This is a genomic window from Rhizobium sp. L43, assembly GCF_002531725.1.
Lineage (GTDB): Bacteria > Pseudomonadota > Alphaproteobacteria > Rhizobiales > Rhizobiaceae > Rhizobium.
This window is the reverse complement of sequence record NZ_NWSQ01000002.1, coordinates 65,426-81,626: the sequence shown is the minus strand read 5'-3', so window position 1 is coordinate 81,626 and position 16,201 is coordinate 65,426. Positions and strand designations below refer to the sequence as shown.

Here is a 16,201-nt window from a genome sequence, read left to right as displayed (position 1 = left end):
GGCATGCCGCCGAGAGCTCCGGTGAAATAGGTGGCAGCGGCGCGTACGAATGCCACTTTTTGATGTTTTTCCGTTTTGTTGCTTGTTGCAGAAAAAATTCCATATTGGCAAGCCAATGTAATAATGCGAAACGAACTGTGATTGGCGGCCGGCTTTGTTCTGAAGGCGCGGCGATCACCGCACATGGACGAGGCCTATGCTCGATACCCTGAAGAACAACGGACATGCCGCCTATGCCGGGTCCGGCAAGAGCGCCTATGGCGATGCGTTGTTCCATTCCGCCCGGGTGCGGCGGCTGAAGATTTTGCTGCCGGTGGCGGCCCTCATCATCGCCGCCGGCCTCGCGGCGGTGGCGTTGGTCAGCATCTATCTGCCCGAGAATATCAAGATAGAAGGCGCCAAGATCGAGAACGGCAAGGTCGTGATGGAAAAGCCGGCGATATCAGGACGCAATTCCGACGGCATCAACTATTCGATGCTGGCCGAACGGGCGTTGCAGGATATCCGCAATCCCGATCTCATCACGCTCGAAACCATCAAGGCCGCCGTGCCGATGAATGACGGCCTGATTGCCCGGGTCGTCGCCTCGACCGCCGATTACAATCGCGCCACCGACAATCTGCATATGACGGCCCCCTTCACTCTGGTGCTGAGCAGCGGCCTCAATGCAAAATTCCAGTCCGCCCGGCTCGACATCAAGGGCGGAAACATGCGCAGCGACGACCCCGTCACCATCACCAAGGACAATGCCTCCATTCTTGCGCAGACGATGGAGATAACCGATAAGGGGCGCGTGATCACATTCGAGGGGAACGTTCGCATGAATGTCGATCCATCCACCATTCATAAACAGGGCACTTAACCAGCCGGGTCATCCATGACAAAAGATTGTCGCATTTCCACCTGCAAGACCGGCATGGCATTCATTGCCGGCGCATTTGCCCTTATTCTGACGGCCTCGGGCGCAGGCGCGCAGCAGGCCGCCACGATGTCGGGCATGAAGCTTTCCAACGACCAGCCGATCCAGATCGAAAGCGACAAGCTGGAGATTCACGACCAGGAACACACGGCGCTGTTCACCGGCAAGGTCAAGGTCGTCCAGGGGACGACGACGATGCAGTCCGGCAAGATGACCGTCTATTACAAGGACAAGGCGGCAAAGCCGGCCGCGGACGGGACGCAAGCCGCCGCCCAGCCCGCAGCGCAACCGCAGCAGTCGGGTTCGCTGGCCTCGGGAAGCGCCGATATCGACAAGATCCTGGTCACGGACAAGGTGCTGCTGACCTCGGGCACGCAGACGGCGACTGCCGATGACGGCAATTTCGACATGGCCTCGCAGACCTTCGTTCTCACCGCGGATCAGGGCAATAAGGTTATTCTGTCGGACGGGCCGAACGTCTTTACCGGCTGCAAACTGACGGTTCACATGCAAACCGGCCAGGCGGAGCTTGAAAGCTGCGGTGGGCGTGTCCAGATTCAGCTCGATCCGAAGTCGCAGCCGAATACGCAGCAGAAGCAGAACTGAGAAGCCGGCCTCCCACGTGAAATTATCATCGCTATCCACCATGTTCGGTAAACCCGGGCCACAAGCTGCGGGTGCCGCCGACAAGAGCCGCTATCACGGAACGTTGATCGCACGCGGTCTGACGAAGACCTATGCGACGCGTCGCGTCGTCAATGGCGTCTCGCTGGTGGTGCGCCGTGGCGAGGCCGTCGGCCTGCTCGGCCCGAACGGCGCCGGCAAGACCACCTGTTTTTACATGATCACCGGCCTCGTACCGGTCGATGAAGGCACGATCGAGATCGACGGCAACGATGTCACGACCATGCCGATGTACCGCCGCTCGCGCCTCGGCGTCGGTTATCTCCCGCAGGAAGCCTCGATCTTCCGCGGCCTGACGGTGGAAGATAATATCCGCGCCGTCCTCGAAGTGCATGTCAAGGACAAGGCCGAGCGCGAGCAGAAGCTGAGCGAGCTGCTGGAGGAGTTCCATATCCAGAAGCTGCGCAAGAGTGCCGCTGTCGCCCTGTCGGGCGGTGAGCGCCGCCGCCTCGAAATCGCCCGCGCCCTTGCGACCGACCCGACCTTCATGCTGCTCGACGAGCCGTTTGCCGGCGTCGATCCGATCTCGGTCGCCGACATCCAGAATCTGGTTCACCACCTGACCGCGCGCGGCATCGGCGTTCTCATCACCGACCACAATGTGCGCGAGACGCTGGGCCTGATCGACCGCGCCTACATCATCCATGCCGGCGAGGTGCTGACCCATGGCCGGGCCAACGACATCGTCAACAATCCCGAAGTGCGCCGGCTTTACCTCGGCGACAATTTCAGCCTCTGAGCGGCTGATCCGTCAGAAATTCACCTTGCGGCATAGTTCCGCTTGACCAAATGAGATAAAAAAGCAATTTTTGGGCCAAGTTGGATTTCCGCGGCCTGAAGCCTTGATCGGACGCGGTTTCCCGGAGGAATTGAGGGAGTTTCGCGTCCGTCATGGCACTGTCCGCCAGTCTTTTCCTGCGCCAGAACCAATCCCTGGTGATGACACCGCAACTGATGCAATCCATCCAGTTGCTGCAGATGACGCATGTCGAACTCAGCCAGTTCATCGCCCAGGAAGTGGAAAAGAACCCGCTGCTCGAATTTCCGTCGAATGACGGCGAGGCAGGGTCCGAACGCGGCGAAGCCGAAGACGAGCCTTATGCTCATTCACCGGAGGATGCAGGCTCGGACGACGGTGACGACAACCGCACCGAGGCGCTCTCCAGCGACTGGTACGACAATGGCGGCAGCGCCAGCACCAGCCGCCTGAACGACGAGCTCGATGCCAATTATACCAATGTCTTTCCCGATGACAGCGCGCCGCAGCGCCTCGATGCGCCGGAGCTCGTCGGCCAGTGGAAATCGATGCCGGGCAGCGGCGGCGAGGGCGCCGATTACGATCTCGACGATTTCGTCGCCGGCCAGGTGTCGCTGCGCGATCATCTCGCCCAGCAGATCCCTTTCGTCCTGCCCGACATGGCCGATCGGCTGATCGCCCAGAACTTCGTCGATCAGCTCGACGATGCCGGTTATCTGCAAGCCGATATCGTCGAGACCGGCGAGCGGCTGGGCACGAGCCTCACCGCGGCCGAGCGCGTGCTTGCCGCCCTCCAGACGCTCGATCCGCCGGGGGTTTTCGCCCGCAGCCTCGCCGAATGCCTGGCGATCCAGCTCAGGCAGAAGGACCGCTACGACCCCGCCATGCAGGCGCTGGTCGAAAACCTCGAACTGCTGGCGCGGCGCGATTTCGCCACGCTGAAGCGGCTCTGTGGTGTCGACGAGGAAGACCTTCTCGACATGCTCGGCGAAATCCGCCAGCTCAATCCCAAGCCCGGCAGCGGTTTCGAGGCCGGCGTTTCCGAAGCGATCATGCCCGATGTGGTCGTCAGGCCCTCCTCGGACGGCGGCTGGCTGGTCGAGCTCAATCCGGATACGCTGCCGCGTGTGCTTGTCAATCAGTCCTATTTTTCGCGCGTGACCAGGAATGGCGAGGATCACGCCTTCCTCTCCGATTGCCTGCAGAGCGCCAACTGGCTGACGCGCAGCCTGGACCAGCGGGCGAAGACCATCATGAAGGTGGCAAGCGAGATCGTTCGCCAGCAGGACGCCTTCCTGCTGAACGGTGTCGACCACTTGCGCCCGCTGAACCTGAAGACGGTCGCCGAAGCGATCAAGATGCACGAATCCACCGTCAGCCGCGTCACCTCGAACAAATACATGCTGACGCCGCGTGGCCTCTTCGAGCTCAAATATTTCTTCACCGTCTCGATCAGCGCCGTGGCCGGCGGCGACAGCCATTCGGCCGAGGCGGTGCGGCACAAGATCCGCGCGCTGATCATGCAGGAAAGCCCGGACGCCGTGCTCTCCGACGACGATATCGTCGACATGCTGAAAAAGGGCGGCATCGATCTCGCCCGCCGCACGGTTGCGAAATACCGGGAGGCTATGAACATCGCCTCCTCGGTCCAGCGCCGCCGCGAAAAGCGGGCGCTCGCCAAGGTCGCCGGTTTCTGACGCGGCAATGCTTCGGCCTCGATCGAAGCATCCCGCCCGCAAATTGCGCTATTCCTCCGGTGTTTTGAACCAATAGCGAAATGCCAACCATGCCGCAAAATCCGAACCTTGCCAGGGAACTTTCCCTGCTGCTGGCGCTGGCGACCCTCTGGGGTTCCTCCTACACCTTCATCAAGATCGGGGTCGAAACCATTCCGCCGGTGACGATGATCGCCGCCCGCACGCTGATTGCCGGCGCCATTCTGCTTGCCGTCCTCCGCCACCGCCAAATCCGCCTGCCAGGTGACCGCGCGACGTGGCGGCGGTTCTTCCTCCAGGCCTGCCTGAACAGCGTCATTCCCTTCACCCTGATCGCCTGGGCGGAACAGACCGTCGACGCGGGATTGGCGGTGATCTTGAATTCGGCAACGCCGATCTTCGCCTTCCTGCTGACCGTGCTGATCACCCGCCATGAGCGTGTGACGCCGCGAAAGCTTTTCGGCGTCATGGCGGGACTTGCCGGCATCTGCCTCGTCATCGGCGTCGAAGCGCTCGGCGGCCTCGGTGAAAGCCTGATGGCCCAGCTTGCCATCATCCTGGCGACCGTCTGTTATGCAGGTGCCGCGATTTTCGGCAAGAACTTCAAGGGCCTCGATCCCGCCGTGCCGGCGGCCGGCTCGTTGATCTCGGGCGCCGTCATTCTTTTGCCCGTCAGCCTTGCCGTCGATCGGCCGTGGACGCTCGATCCCTCGGCCGAATCGATGGTGGCGCTGCTGGCCCTTTCCGCCTTTTCGACCGCCCTTGCCTTTGCCATCTATTTCCGTCTCGTCCAGACGCTGGGCTCGGTCGGTACGACCTCGCAAGCCTATCTCAGGGTGCCGATCGGCGTTGCGATCGGCATCGTCTTCCTCGGCGAAAGGCTGAGCTCGACGGCCTGGATCGGACTCTTTTGCGTCATCGCGGGTGTCGCAGCCATGACGATCCCGGCACGGGTCGGAACAACTCAAGAGGGAAGCCTCTAGAAGTCGTTGGCTCCTGATCGGTGCTAGGCACTGCGTCGCTGGGTGTTGGCCACACGTGTTGAGAGTATTAGCGATGACGATTTTTCGTCCTATTGACTTTTCGGCAGCGGCTGGCTAGAAGCCCGCCGCAATTGATGCCGTGAACGGCGTCTGGAGTTATCCCCAGCATCAGAAGGGCACCAGGGAGCCGCAGGCCTACGCCGATCTTGCTTGAGATTGCGCGAAGTGCTTGGATGAACCTGAGGCTTGGCGTAAACTGATACCCGCAAACGACGATAAGAAGGGAAACTCCATGAGTGTGCGTGTGTCCGGTAAACATATGGAAATTGGTGAATCGTTCCGTCAAAAGATCGAGGACCAAATTGGTATGGCCATCACGAAATACTTCGACGGGGGATACTCGGGTCAGGTGACCGTGGAAAAGGCGAGTTCTCGTTTCTCCGCTGACTGCAAGCTTCATCTCGACAGCGGGGTGGTGTTGCATGCGGCCGGTGAAGCGACCGATCCCCAGCTGGCTTTCGACGCCGCTTCGGAGCGCATCGAAAAACGGCTGCGCCGCTACAAGCGCAAGCTGAAGGACCATCATGCCGGAAACCATCTGAACGGTTTTGCAGAAGTCTCCTACACGGTCATGGATTCCGTTCCTGACCACGAGGATGAAATTCCCGACGATTTCGCCCCGGCAATCGTCGCCGAAAGCACGAAGCAGCTGAAGACCATGTCGGTCGCTACCGCCGTGATGGCGCTCGACATGACCGACGAGCCGCTTCTCCTGTTCCGCAGCCCCGGCAAGGAACATCTGAACATCGTTTACCGTCGGCACGACGGAAATATTGGCTGGATCGATTCAGCCAATATCAAAGGCTGAGATCAGGGCGGTGAGCGGCGGTGATGCCGCCGCTCCTTGCATTTGATCCCGGCGACAGAAGGAAAAAGAAATGGCATTGGCAGATTTGCTCCATCAGGATGCGATCATTCCCGCCCTCAGAGTAAATTCCAAGAAACAGTTGCTTCAGGAGTTGGCTGCAAGAGCCGCCAGGATCACCGGGCTCTCCGAACGGGAGATCTTCGACGTTATCCTGCAGCGCGAACGCCTTGGCTCGACCGGCGTCGGCAACGGCATCGCCATTCCCCACGGCAAGCTGGTCAACATCCATTCGATCGTCGGCATCTTCGCCCGGCTGGAGCAGCCGGTCGATTTCGAGGCCCTGGACGACCAGCCCGTCGATCTCGTCTTCCTGCTGCTGGCGCCGGAGGGCGCGGGTGCCGATCATCTCAAGGCGCTGTCGCGGATCGCCCGCGTGCTGCGCGATCACGATCTGGTCGCCAAGCTGCGCGCCACCGATTCCGCTTCGGCGATCTACGCCTTCCTCAACGAAGAGCAGACGTCGAACGCCGCTTAAGCCGCATCATCCCCGAAATGTGAAAGGGCGCCTGGGAAATCAGGCGCCCTTTTCATTGAGACGGCGAAACGATCAGAACTCTTCCCAGCTGTCCTCAGCCACGGCCGCCGAACCCCGCGACGGGGCAGCCGCGCGGCGGACCGCAGGAGCGGCCGCGCGGACCGCAGGAGGGACCACGCGGTGCGAGGCGACCGTGGCAACGGGCGTCCGCATCTTTTGCGCGACGGAGGCAAGGGTCGCGGCGTTGCCCGAGCCCGAGACGTTGAAGCGCGTGGCGAGCGTCTTCAGCGTCTGTGCTTCGTCATTGAGTGCGACGCTCGCGGCCGTTGCTTCCTCCACCATCGCCGCGTTCTGCTGCGTCACCTGATCCATCTGATTCATGGCCTGGTTGATTTCCTTCAGGCCGACGGCCTGTTCGCTGGCCGATGCCGAAATCTGCCGGATGAGGTCGTTGATGCCCATCACCTGTTCGGCGATCTTGTGGAGCGTCCCGCCGGCGCGCCCGACGAGATCGACGCCTTCCTTGACCTGGACGGCCGAGGTGTTGATCAGCGTCTTGATTTCCTTGGCGGCATTGGCCGAGCGCTGCGCCAGCTCACGCACCTCCTGGGCGACGACGGCAAAACCCTTGCCGGCTTCGCCGGCGCGCGCCGCCTCGACGCCGGCGTTCAGCGCCAGCAGGTTGGTCTGGAAGGCGATCTCGTCGATGACGCCGATGATCCTGGAAACCTCCGTCGAAGACTGCTCGATCCCCTGCATCGAGGCGATCGCCTTCTGCACCACCTCGCCGGATTTTTCGGCATCCTGGCAGGCGAGGTTGACATTGTCGGCGGCGGTGCGGGCATGATCGGCGCTGGAATCGACCTGTGCGGTGAGCTCGTTGAGCGCGGCCGCCGTCTCCTCCAGGCTTGCCGCCTGCTGTTCGGTGCGCTTGGCGAGGTCGGAAGCGCTGTTGCTGATCTCGCCGGTGCCCGAGCCGATATTGGCGACGCTGAGGGTCATCGTGTTGATGGTCTCTTCAAGGCTCGCAAGGGCGGCGTTGAAATCCTGTTTCAGCTTGCCGTATTCGCCGGGAAATTCGTCGGTGATGCGGTAGCCGAGATTGCCCTGCGACAGTTCGGAAAGGCCGGCGCCGACGATCGAGACGATATGGCGTTGCAGCGACACCGATTGCTGGCGTTCCGATTCCGAACGGCCGCGCTCGCTCTCCGCCGCCTGCCGCTCTCTGGCGGCCTCGTCTTCGAGGCGACGGCTGTCGGCCAGCGTGAAGCGGAAGCCTTCCAGCGCCTTGGCGACCGAACCGATTTCGTCGGTGCGGTGCTGGGCTGCGACCGGTTGGTCATATTTGCCGTTGCCGAGCGCTTCGACACTGGCAACGAGCCCGCCGAGCGGCCGCTGCACCAGCGCGCGGACGGCGAAATAGAGCGCCAGCATGACAGCGCCGAGCACGATCAGGCCGTTGGTGATCATCATGTAGGTCTGGTCCCGTACCGGCGCGTTGATCGCCGTGTGCGGCACGTCGACGAGCACGACCCAGGTGGCGTTGACGCCGGGAACCGCGAACGGATAGACGACACGGTCGAAGGGGGCGAGGCCGTCATAGGTGAGGTTGCTAACCAGGCCGGGCTGTTTGCTCGACAGGGCCGACTTGACGACGTCGGCGCCTTCGCCGTCATACGGCTTGGTTATCAGGTCGGGGACCGGCGCGACGATCCAGTTGCCGGCCTGCGACAGCAGCGTCACGCGGCCGGATCCGAAAGGATGCAGCGCCTGCAGCTTGTCGGTCAGCGACTTCAGCGAAATGTCGACGCCGCCGACACCGATCATCTTGCCGCCGGATATGACCGGATAGGCAATCGAGGTCAGCAATGTCGGCACGTCGGTGCCCTCGGCCATATAAGGCGTCGTGATCGCTCCCTTGCCGCTGTCGGCGGCGAGCTTCCACCATTCGGCGGTATAATCTTCATCGAAGGTCGAATATTGCACGCCGCCATCCTTGGTCTTCGACCAGTAGGGCGTGAAGACGCCGTTCTTGTTGACGCCTTCGTCCTTGTTGTTGGCAAGTTCGGTGGTCTTGCCGTCAAGCGCGCCGGGTTTCTCGCAGAACCAGCTGCCGAAGGCGAAAGCATTCTGCTCGAGATTGGCCTTCAGCACGTTGATCATGCCCTTGCGATCGAGCGACTTGCCTTCATGACCGCGGCCGACGACACCCATCATGCTGCGCGCGGCGCTGGCGAGTTCGCCGACATTGGCGGCGATTTCATTGGCGATCGATTTTGCCTCGAGGTTGGCCTGATCCATCGTCAGCGTCTGGACCCGATCCCGGGTCTGGTCGATGAGGAAGAAATTCGAAACGATCAGGACAAGTGCGATGGCGATGCCGGTGATGACGATGAGTTTCGCGGCAAGCGATTTCATTTTAAAAATGAACATGGGATCCTCGGGCAAGCATGCGCCGAACGGGCATTCTCCGGCGCAGGAGCAAAGGCATCGCCCCGTCATGGAGCAGCCGTGTGAGCCGCGGATCCGCAAGCGCGACGATCCGGCGATCTCCGGGAAGATCGCCGGCGACCTCTTAAATTTGAATGAAACTTTAGGGGTTCATATGAGGAAAACCGCAGAAACCCCCCTCAAAATTGAGGGAGGTCCGACGATGTGTCGCGAGGCGCGCAGGCTATATTCTGTCTGCGACGTCCTCACTCAAAGGAATTGAAGGCTGCGCGCCCGATTTGAGGCAGGCGAGCGAGCCGGCAACGGCCGCGCGGCGCAGCGCCGTCGGAAAATCGAGGCCGTCGTCGAGGCTTGCAGCGAAATAGCCGCAGAATGTGTCGCCGGCGCCGACGGTGTCGACCGGTTCGATCTTCAGCCCCTGCGCCCGCGAAATTGCCCCGTCGCGGATGGCGATAACCCCGTCGCCGCCGAGCGTGACGATCAGCGTCTGGCCGGTTTCGGCATGCAGGCGCTGAAGGGCTGCCTCACGCGCCTGCGCGTCCATGCCCTCCTGTCCGGCAAGCCGCTCGAACTCGGTCTCGTTGGCAATGACGATATCGGCGAGCCGGCCGAGGCGGGCCGCATCGGGGATCAGCGGTGCGAGATTGAGGATGCTGGTGATACCCTTGGCGCGGGCGGCCGACAATGCGCGTTCGACGGCGGCCGCCGGCACCTCGAGCTGCAGCATCAGGATGTCGCCTTCGCTCATGCGGCCGATTGCCGTTGCGGCATCGCCAGGCGTGACCTGGCCATTGGCGCCGGGAACGACGGCGATCATGTTTTCGCCGTCGCCGCCGACCAGGATCAGCGCCGTGCCTGTGGGGCCGTCGACATGCCTGACGAGAGAAAGGTCGGTGCCGGCCGCATCGAGCAGGGAAAGGGCATCCGCGGCGAAGCTATCCTTGCCGACGGCGCCGGCCATATGCACATAGCGGCCGGCGCGGCGGGCGGCCAGCGCCTGGTTGGCGCCTTTGCCGCCGGCGGCGGTGGCAAAACCGTTGCCGGCCACCGTTTCGCCGGGCTTCGGCAGGCGCGCGGTGGTGGCGATGAGGTCCATGTTGATGGACCCGAAAACTGTGATCATCAGGGTGTCCCGTCTTTTGGAGCCGGCAACTGACGTCATGCTCCTGCTATTTCTTGCGGGCGAGACACTGCCCGAAGCGGTCACTCCTCGTCAACCACCCGGAGCTTGAGAAGACCGGTGCGGCTTTCCACCGATTTGGCGGCGGGTTCGCTGTCGCGGGCAGGCTTGGCCTCGCCGCCGCCGGCCTCGAATTCCAGCGCCTCGATCCTGGCGCCGCGCCTGGTGAGTTTGTCGGCCGAGGTGACCACCATGTCGACATCCTTCTGCGCCATGGCGAAATGACCCTGCAGCTTGCGCACCCGCTCGTCGAGGCGGCCGAGATCCTCCATCAGGATCGCCACCTCGCCCTGGATCAGATGCGCCTGCGCCCGCATGCGCTGGTCCTTGAGCACGGCCTGGATGACCTGGATCGACAGCATCAGCAGCGACGGTGAGACGATGACGATGCGCGCCCGGTGCGCCTTCTGCACCAGGGCCTCGAAGTTCTCGTGGATCTCGGCGAAGATCGATTCCGACGGCACGAAGAGAAAGGCGGTATCCTGGGTTTCCCCCTGGATCAGGTATTTCTCGGAAATGTCCCTGATATGGACCTCCATGTCGCGGCGGAACTGCTGGCCGGCGATCTTGCCGGCCTCGGGGCTGCCGGCGTCGCGGATGGCGTTCCAGGCTTCGAGCGGAAATTTCGCGTCGATGACAAGTGGCGGCGCGCCGTTCGGCATGCGGATCGTGCAGTCCGGCCGCGAGCCGTTGGACAGCGTCTGCTGGAAGGCATAGGCGCCCATCGGCAGGCCGTCGGCGACGATTGTTTCCATCCTCGACTGGCCGAAGGCGCCGCGCGTCTGCTTGTTGGACAGAATCGCCTGCAGCCCGACGACATCCCTCGCGAGCGTCTGGATATTGTTCTGCGCCGCGTCGATCACCGCCAGCCGCTCCTGCAGCCGCTGCAGGTTCTCATGCGTCGATCTGGTCTGCTCGGTGATCGTCGAGTTGACGCGCTGCGACATGCCGTCGAGGCGTTGGCTGATCGCCTGGTTGAGCTCACTCTGCCGTGCGCCGAAGACTTCGGTCATCGCCGCGATGCGGCCCTGCATCTCCGCCTGGATCTTCAGAAGCTCGGCCATGCGGGCTTCGCTTTCCCCGGCGCGAAAGCTCGCCTCGTCGGCCTGCTCGCGGCGAAGACTGGCGCCGCGCAGCAGCAGCACGATCACCAGCAGAATGAGGGCGGCGAGAGCCCCGCCGACAAGCGCCAGCATGGCCGGGCTGATCGAGGCAAGGGAAAGGGCGAGCGATTCGGAATGGACGGTCATGCAGCGAGCATAACAGAAGACACGGCGATATATAGATCAAAACGTGAACAAAATTGGTGGTCCTTACGATCTTCACAGACTGCTGCTTTTCCCAGCGGATGAAGAAGAAATCGCCGCCCGATTTAACGATTGCTCAACCATATTCGCCAAAACCTGCGGCGGCGAATTCCTTCCCGCGCGTTTGCGCCAAGTACAGAGATCCTCATGACATCCCAGCAGACCGACAGTGCCCTCAGGCAGCGCCTCGATTTCATCGAACTGGACGAGGCGGCGCGCAGGTCGATGCGGGATCTGCGCCCTGTCATATCGGAACTGATCGGTGGCGCTCTCGACAAATTTTACGCCAAGCTCGCCAAGACCTCTGCTGTATCAGGCGCTTTCACCGATAAGAACCAGCTCGGCCACGCCAGGAAGCGCCAGCAGGATCACTGGGCCAATCCAGCCGGCGGCGCATTCGACGCGAACTATGTCGACGGCGTGACCGCGGTCGGCCGGGCGCATGCCGGCATCGGGCTGGAGCCGCGCTGGCATATCGGCGGTTACGCCATCGTCCTGTCCGAGTTGGTCAAGGGCATCATGGAGAAGCAGTGGCCGTCGGTCTTTGCGCGCCAGCAGGGCAAGGCATTGGCCGAGAAGCTGTCGGCCGTCATCAAATCAGGCATGCTCGACATGGATTATTCCATCTCGGTCTATCTCGACACACTCGAAGCCAAGCGCCAGGCCCTTGAAGAGCAGCAGGCCCGGGCCGAAGCCGATCAGGCGATGGCGCTGGAGCAACTGCGCCGCGGTCTGGAAGCGCTGTCGAACGGCGATCTCGACGCCACTCTGCCGTCCGACCTGCCGGGCAATTTCCGGCAGATGGCCGAGGACTACAACCGCGCCGTCGGCGCCCTTCGCAAGTCCTTCGCATCCGTGCGCGAGACCTCGGGCCAGATCATGGGCGGCGCCGACGTCATTTCCAATGCGACCAACGACCTGGCGCTGCGCACCGCTCAGCAGGCGGCGGGCGTCGAGGAGAGCTCGGCCGCCCTGCAGCAGCTCTCCGTCAGCGTCGGTCAGACGGCGGCCAATGCCGAGAAGGCTTCGGCCGCCGTGCGCGAGACGCAGGAGAAGGCGAAAAACTCAGGCGAACTCGTCACCAGCGCCGTCTCGGCAATGGCCGGCATCGAGAAATCTTCGACCGGGATCTCCAAGATCATCGGCGTCATCGATGAGATCGCCTTCCAGACCAATCTTCTGGCGCTGAACGCCGGTGTCGAGGCGGCCCGCGCCGGCGATGCCGGCAAAGGCTTTGCCGTCGTCGCCCAGGAGGTCCGCCAGCTCGCCCAGCGTACGGCGGAAGCCGCTAAGGAGATCAAGAACCTGATCTCGCAGAGCTCGACCCAGGTCAACGAGGGTGTCGGCATCGTTTCCAGCACCGGCGAGGCGCTGAACGACATGATCAGCCGCATCGACATCATCAACCGGTTCGTCGCCGATATCGCCGCCGCCGCCCGCGATCAGGCGACCGGCGTCAACGAGGTCAGCCTGGCGGTCCGCAACATGGGTGCGATCACCCAGCAGAATTCGGATATGGTCGAGCACTCCTCGGCAGAAACCCGCCGTCTCAAGGACGAGGTGGAAAACCTGATCGAGCTGCTGCGGCGCTTCCGCGCCCGGCCGGAAGGCCGTTCCGTTACCGCTGCCCGCCGGGCGGCCTGAGGCGAATATGGCGAAATTCCGGGCGGGGATGCAAAAAAGCGCCTTCCCCGCCCACCGGATAATTCCATAGTCGGAAAAGATGGGTTATGGGAACGCCATGACCATCAAGCCACTCATCATTCTTCCCGATCCCCTTCTCCGCCAGCTCTCCAAGCCGATCGAGCGGGTCGACGCCGACCTGCAGCGCCTTGCCGACGACATGCTGGAAACCATGTACGACGCGCCGGGCATCGGCCTTGCGGCGATCCAGATCGGCGTGCCGCGTCGCATGCTGGTGATCGATGTGTCGCGCGAGGGCGAGGAAAAGCAGCCGCAGGTCTTCATCAACCCGGAGATCGTCACATCGTCCGACGAGCGCTCGGTTTATGAGGAAGGCTGCCTGTCGATCCCGGATTATTATGCCGAGGTCGAGCGCCCCGCCGTCGTCTCGGTCAAATATCTCGACCGCAACGGCAAGGAACAGACTGTTGAAGCCGACGGCCTGCTCGCCACCTGCCTGCAGCACGAAATCGACCATCTGAACGGCGTGCTGTTCATCGATTATATCTCGCGGCTGAAGCGGGAGATGGTGATCAAGAAATTCACCAAGGCGGCAAAGTCCAAGGCGCTCTGAGCGGTACATTGAAAACTTGTCGGCAAAGCACTATGATATCAGTGATATCATGATGGAGGCGCCGCATGGGTGATTTTCTGATCAGAAATATTTCCGAGGCGATGAAGCGAGACATTGCGGAATCGGCGCAGCGCAGCGGAAACAGCCTTTCTGACGAGGCCAAGGAGCTTCTGCGGGAAGCGCTGAAAAGGAAAACCGAAGCAAAGCCCGAGACTTTGTCGGCCTATGACGCCATACGCGCCGCTTTCGTCAGCGAAAACGCCGTGGACGATGAATTTGCCGCAATCATGGACGAAATCGAGGTCGCGCGGAAAAAGGATTTCGGCCGGCCGTTCGAGGATTTCGAATGATCGTTCTCGATACGAATGTGATTTCCGAGTTCGCCAGGCCGTTGCCGAGTGAAAAGGTGAAGGCCTGGATATTGCGGCAGGATGGTTCGAGAATCTGGCTTTGCACGGTCGGCTTGATGGAGCAGATATACGGAGCCGAACGGGTTTTCTTGAAGACCGGATCGGATCGCTTCTTTCGGGCGATCGAGAATTTGGTGAAAGGCCAGTTTCGTGACCGCATCGTCGGCTGGGATTTGGAAACGGCTATAGTGACCGGTCGCTTGCGGGCGAAACGCGAAAGCATAGGGCGGCCGATTTCGGTCCAGGATGCCATGATTGCCGCCATCTGCCTTGCCAACGGCGCGACGCTCGCCACCCGCAACACCAGAGATTTCGAGGGGCTTGATCTCAAGCTCGTAAACCCGTTTGAAGACGGTTGATCCTCAATTGGCGAGATAAAATGTCTCTTCGCATCATCTTCATGGGAACCCCGGAGTTCTCGGTTCCGACCCTGCGCCTGCTCATCGATGCCGGCCACCGGATCGTCGCGGTCTATACCCAACCGCCGCGGCCGGGTGGACGGCGCGGGCTCGATCTGCAGAAATCGCCGGTGCATCAGGCCGCCGAACTGCTCGGTCTGCCGGTCTTCACCCCGGTCAATTTCAAGGACCCCGAGGAGCGCGAGAGATTTCGCGGCCTGAATGCCGATGTCGGCGTCGTCGTCGCCTACGGACTTTTGCTGCCGGAGGCGATTTTGAACGGCACGCGGGATGGCTGCTACAACGGCCACGCCTCGCTGCTGCCGCGCTGGCGGGGGGCCGCGCCCATCCAGCGGGCGATCATGGCGGGCGATGCAAAGACCGGCATGATGGTGATGAAGATGGATAAGGGGCTCGATACCGGCGCCGTGGCGCTGACCCGCGAAGTCGAGATCGGCCCGAACATGACGGCAGGCGAGCTGCACGACCGGCTGATGCAGGTCGGCGCCAAGGCGATGGCGGAAGCCATGGTGAAACTCGAAATGAACGACCTGCCGCTGACGCCGCAGCCGGACGAGGGCGTGCTCTATGCCGCCAAGATCGACAAGGCCGAGACCCGCATCGATTTCGCCGGAAACGCCAGGGATGTTCACAACCATATCCGCGGCCTGGCGCCATTTCCAGGCGCCTGGTTCGAACTTGCGATCGGCGGCAAGCCGGAGCGGGTGAAGGTGCTGGCGTCCGAGCTGGCTGACGGCCAAGGCGCATCGGGCGAATTGCTGACGGACGATCTGGTGGTCGCCTGCGGTTCGGGCGCGGTGCGGCTGACCAGGCTGCAGAAGGCCGGCGGCAAGCCGCTGGCCGCCGCCGATTTCCTGAGAGGCACGCCGCTTGCTGCCGGCACGGGGCTTAGCTGATGCCGCGTTTCCGCATGACCGTCGAATATGACGGCGGCCCCTATGTCGGCTGGCAGCGGCAGGAAAACGGTCCCTCGGTGCAGGGCGCGATCGAAGCGGCGGTGCTGTCTCTGACCGGCGAGACGGTATCGATCCGCGGCGCCGGCCGCACCGATTCCGGCGTTCATGCCATGGGGCAGGTAATCCATGCCGATCTTTCGAAGGACTGGTCGCCCTACAAGCTGCAGAATGCCTTGAACGCGCATCTGAGGCTCGCCGGCGAGCGCGTCTCGATTGTCGAGGTCGAGGCTGCTCCCGAATTCTTCGATGCCCGCTTTTCGGCGCTGCGGCGCCATTATCTCTACCGCATCGTCAGCCGCCGGGCGCCGCTGGCGCTCGAGGCCGGCAAGGCCTGGTGGGTGCCGAAGGCGCTCGACCACGAGGTCATGCATGCCGCCGCCCAGAGGCTGGTCGGCCGGCACGATTTCTCCACTTTCCGCTCCGCCCATTGCCAGGCAAACAGCCCGGTGCGCACGCTCGACCGGCTGGATGTGACGCGCAATGGCGAGCTGATCGAGATCCGCGCCACGGCCCAGAGCTTCCTGCACAATCAGATCCGTTCCTTCGCCGGCACGCTGAAGCTCGCCGGCGAAGGCAAGTGGACGCCAGACGATATCGAGGCAGCGCTTCAGGCGCGCGACCGCAAGGCCTGCGGCCCGGTGGCGCCGCCCGACGGGCTCTATTTCATGCAGGTGGATTATCCCGACGTGATCATCGACCGTCGCAGGCCGGCCGGCGATACCGAGGCCAATGACGGAGAGGCTGACGATCCGTCGTAAGA

The 16,201-nt window shown here is 62.5% G+C and carries 16 protein-coding genes; 13 read left to right on the top strand and 3 right to left on the bottom strand.

Going from position 1 to position 16,201, the window contains the following annotated elements:
• Positions 1-196 precede the first annotated feature (196 nt).
• The 7 genes from lptC to ptsN all read left to right on the top strand — a co-directional run bounded on the left by lptC (position 197) and on the right by ptsN (position 6,461).
• On the top strand, positions 197-862 hold the full coding sequence (gene lptC, locus CO667_RS02895) for an LPS export ABC transporter periplasmic protein LptC (protein ID WP_097616979.1): 666 nt from the start codon (positions 197-199) through the stop codon (positions 860-862).
• Positions 863-877: 15 nt separating this feature from the next.
• The gene (locus CO667_RS02890; RefSeq protein ID WP_097616978.1) at positions 878-1,525 is read left to right on the top strand and encodes an LptA/OstA family protein; all 648 of its coding nucleotides are present in this window, start codon (positions 878-880) and stop codon (positions 1,523-1,525) included.
• 40 nt (positions 1,526-1,565) lie between these two features.
• Entirely contained in the window at positions 1,566-2,342 is a 777-nt protein-coding gene (gene lptB, locus CO667_RS02885) for an LPS export ABC transporter ATP-binding protein (RefSeq protein ID WP_097616977.1), read from the top strand.
• A 152-nt stretch (positions 2,343-2,494) separates the two neighbouring features.
• Positions 2,495-4,057, top strand: coding sequence for an RNA polymerase factor sigma-54 (rpoN, locus tag CO667_RS02880; RefSeq protein ID WP_097616976.1), 1,563 nt, complete (start codon positions 2,495-2,497; stop codon positions 4,055-4,057).
• 80 nt (positions 4,058-4,137) lie between these two features.
• Complete coding sequence (locus CO667_RS02875) at positions 4,138-5,058, top strand: EamA family transporter (protein WP_097616975.1); 921 nt, start codon at positions 4,138-4,140, stop codon at positions 5,056-5,058.
• 292 nt (positions 5,059-5,350) lie between these two features.
• Complete coding sequence (gene raiA, locus CO667_RS02870) at positions 5,351-5,926, top strand: ribosome-associated translation inhibitor RaiA (protein ID WP_003570772.1); 576 nt, start codon at positions 5,351-5,353, stop codon at positions 5,924-5,926.
• A 70-nt stretch (positions 5,927-5,996) separates the two neighbouring features.
• Entirely contained in the window at positions 5,997-6,461 is a 465-nt protein-coding gene (gene ptsN, locus CO667_RS02865) for a PTS IIA-like nitrogen regulatory protein PtsN (protein ID WP_003570770.1), read from the top strand.
• Positions 6,462-6,533: 72 nt separating this feature from the next.
• On the opposite strand, the gene CO667_RS02860 is transcribed toward ptsN, so the two are convergent.
• From CO667_RS02860 to CO667_RS02850, 3 genes are all read right to left on the bottom strand, one after another.
• Entirely contained in the window at positions 6,534-8,894 is a 2,361-nt protein-coding gene (locus CO667_RS02860) for a methyl-accepting chemotaxis protein (RefSeq protein WP_097616974.1), read from the bottom strand.
• A 241-nt stretch (positions 8,895-9,135) separates the two neighbouring features.
• Entirely contained in the window at positions 9,136-10,035 is a 900-nt protein-coding gene (locus CO667_RS02855; RefSeq protein WP_097616973.1) for a ribokinase, read from the bottom strand.
• Between the two features lie 80 nt (positions 10,036-10,115).
• A complete protein-coding gene (locus tag CO667_RS02850) occupies positions 10,116-11,342 on the bottom strand; it encodes a DNA recombination protein RmuC (RefSeq protein ID WP_097616972.1) in 1,227 nt (408 codons plus the stop codon).
• A 204-nt stretch (positions 11,343-11,546) separates the two neighbouring features.
• Here CO667_RS02850 and CO667_RS02845 point away from each other — a divergent pair, with 204 nt between their 5' ends.
• From CO667_RS02845 to truA, 6 genes are all read left to right on the top strand, one after another.
• Entirely contained in the window at positions 11,547-13,043 is a 1,497-nt protein-coding gene (locus CO667_RS02845) for a globin-coupled sensor protein (protein WP_097616971.1), read from the top strand.
• A 97-nt stretch (positions 13,044-13,140) separates the two neighbouring features.
• Positions 13,141-13,656: a peptide deformylase gene (gene def, locus CO667_RS02840; RefSeq protein WP_085735894.1), complete on the top strand. Its 516-nt coding sequence runs from the start codon at positions 13,141-13,143 to the stop codon at positions 13,654-13,656.
• Between the two features lie 65 nt (positions 13,657-13,721).
• On the top strand, positions 13,722-14,006 hold the full coding sequence (locus CO667_RS02835; RefSeq protein WP_097616970.1) for a plasmid stabilization protein: 285 nt from the start codon (positions 13,722-13,724) through the stop codon (positions 14,004-14,006).
• Positions 14,003-14,425: a type II toxin-antitoxin system VapC family toxin gene (locus CO667_RS02830; RefSeq protein ID WP_097616969.1), complete on the top strand. Its 423-nt coding sequence runs from the start codon at positions 14,003-14,005 to the stop codon at positions 14,423-14,425. The genes CO667_RS02835 and CO667_RS02830 overlap by 4 nt, the downstream gene beginning before the upstream one ends.
• A gap of 20 nt (positions 14,426-14,445) precedes the next feature.
• Complete coding sequence (gene fmt / locus CO667_RS02825) at positions 14,446-15,381, top strand: methionyl-tRNA formyltransferase (RefSeq protein WP_097616968.1); 936 nt, start codon at positions 14,446-14,448, stop codon at positions 15,379-15,381.
• The gene (truA, locus tag CO667_RS02820; protein WP_097616967.1) at positions 15,381-16,199 is read left to right on the top strand and encodes a tRNA pseudouridine(38-40) synthase TruA; all 819 of its coding nucleotides are present in this window, start codon (positions 15,381-15,383) and stop codon (positions 16,197-16,199) included. The genes fmt and truA overlap by 1 nt, the downstream gene beginning before the upstream one ends.
• The last annotated feature ends 2 nt before the right edge of the window (positions 16,200-16,201 follow it).

What these genes read in the sequence shown, in the direction of transcription:
- ptsN (WP_003570770.1), top strand. Translation starts at nt 5,997, where the DNA reads ATGGCATTGGCAGATTTGCTCCATCAGGATGCGATCATTCCCGCCCTC.
- CO667_RS02890 (WP_097616978.1), top strand. Translation starts at nt 878, where the DNA reads ATGACAAAAGATTGTCGCATTTCCACCTGCAAGACCGGCATGGCATTC.
- fmt (WP_097616968.1), top strand. Translation starts at nt 14,446, where the DNA reads ATGTCTCTTCGCATCATCTTCATGGGAACCCCGGAGTTCTCGGTTCCG.
- CO667_RS02850 (WP_097616972.1), bottom strand. Translation starts at nt 11,342, where the DNA reads ATGACCGTCCATTCCGAATCGCTCGCCCTTTCCCTTGCCTCGATCAGC.
- lptB (WP_097616977.1), top strand. Translation starts at nt 1,566, where the DNA reads ATGTTCGGTAAACCCGGGCCACAAGCTGCGGGTGCCGCCGACAAGAGC.
- raiA (WP_003570772.1), top strand. Translation starts at nt 5,351, where the DNA reads ATGAGTGTGCGTGTGTCCGGTAAACATATGGAAATTGGTGAATCGTTC.
- truA (WP_097616967.1), top strand. Translation starts at nt 15,381, where the DNA reads ATGCCGCGTTTCCGCATGACCGTCGAATATGACGGCGGCCCCTATGTC.
- CO667_RS02875 (WP_097616975.1), top strand. Translation starts at nt 4,138, where the DNA reads ATGCCAACCATGCCGCAAAATCCGAACCTTGCCAGGGAACTTTCCCTG.
- CO667_RS02845 (WP_097616971.1), top strand. Translation starts at nt 11,547, where the DNA reads ATGACATCCCAGCAGACCGACAGTGCCCTCAGGCAGCGCCTCGATTTC.
- lptC (WP_097616979.1), top strand. Translation starts at nt 197, where the DNA reads ATGCTCGATACCCTGAAGAACAACGGACATGCCGCCTATGCCGGGTCC.
- CO667_RS02855 (WP_097616973.1), bottom strand. Translation starts at nt 10,035, where the DNA reads ATGATCACAGTTTTCGGGTCCATCAACATGGACCTCATCGCCACCACC.
- CO667_RS02830 (WP_097616969.1), top strand. Translation starts at nt 14,003, where the DNA reads ATGATCGTTCTCGATACGAATGTGATTTCCGAGTTCGCCAGGCCGTTG.
- def (WP_085735894.1), top strand. Translation starts at nt 13,141, where the DNA reads ATGACCATCAAGCCACTCATCATTCTTCCCGATCCCCTTCTCCGCCAG.
- CO667_RS02860 (WP_097616974.1), bottom strand. Translation starts at nt 8,894, where the DNA reads ATGTTCATTTTTAAAATGAAATCGCTTGCCGCGAAACTCATCGTCATC.
- CO667_RS02835 (WP_097616970.1), top strand. Translation starts at nt 13,722, where the DNA reads ATGGGTGATTTTCTGATCAGAAATATTTCCGAGGCGATGAAGCGAGAC.
- rpoN (WP_097616976.1), top strand. Translation starts at nt 2,495, where the DNA reads ATGGCACTGTCCGCCAGTCTTTTCCTGCGCCAGAACCAATCCCTGGTG.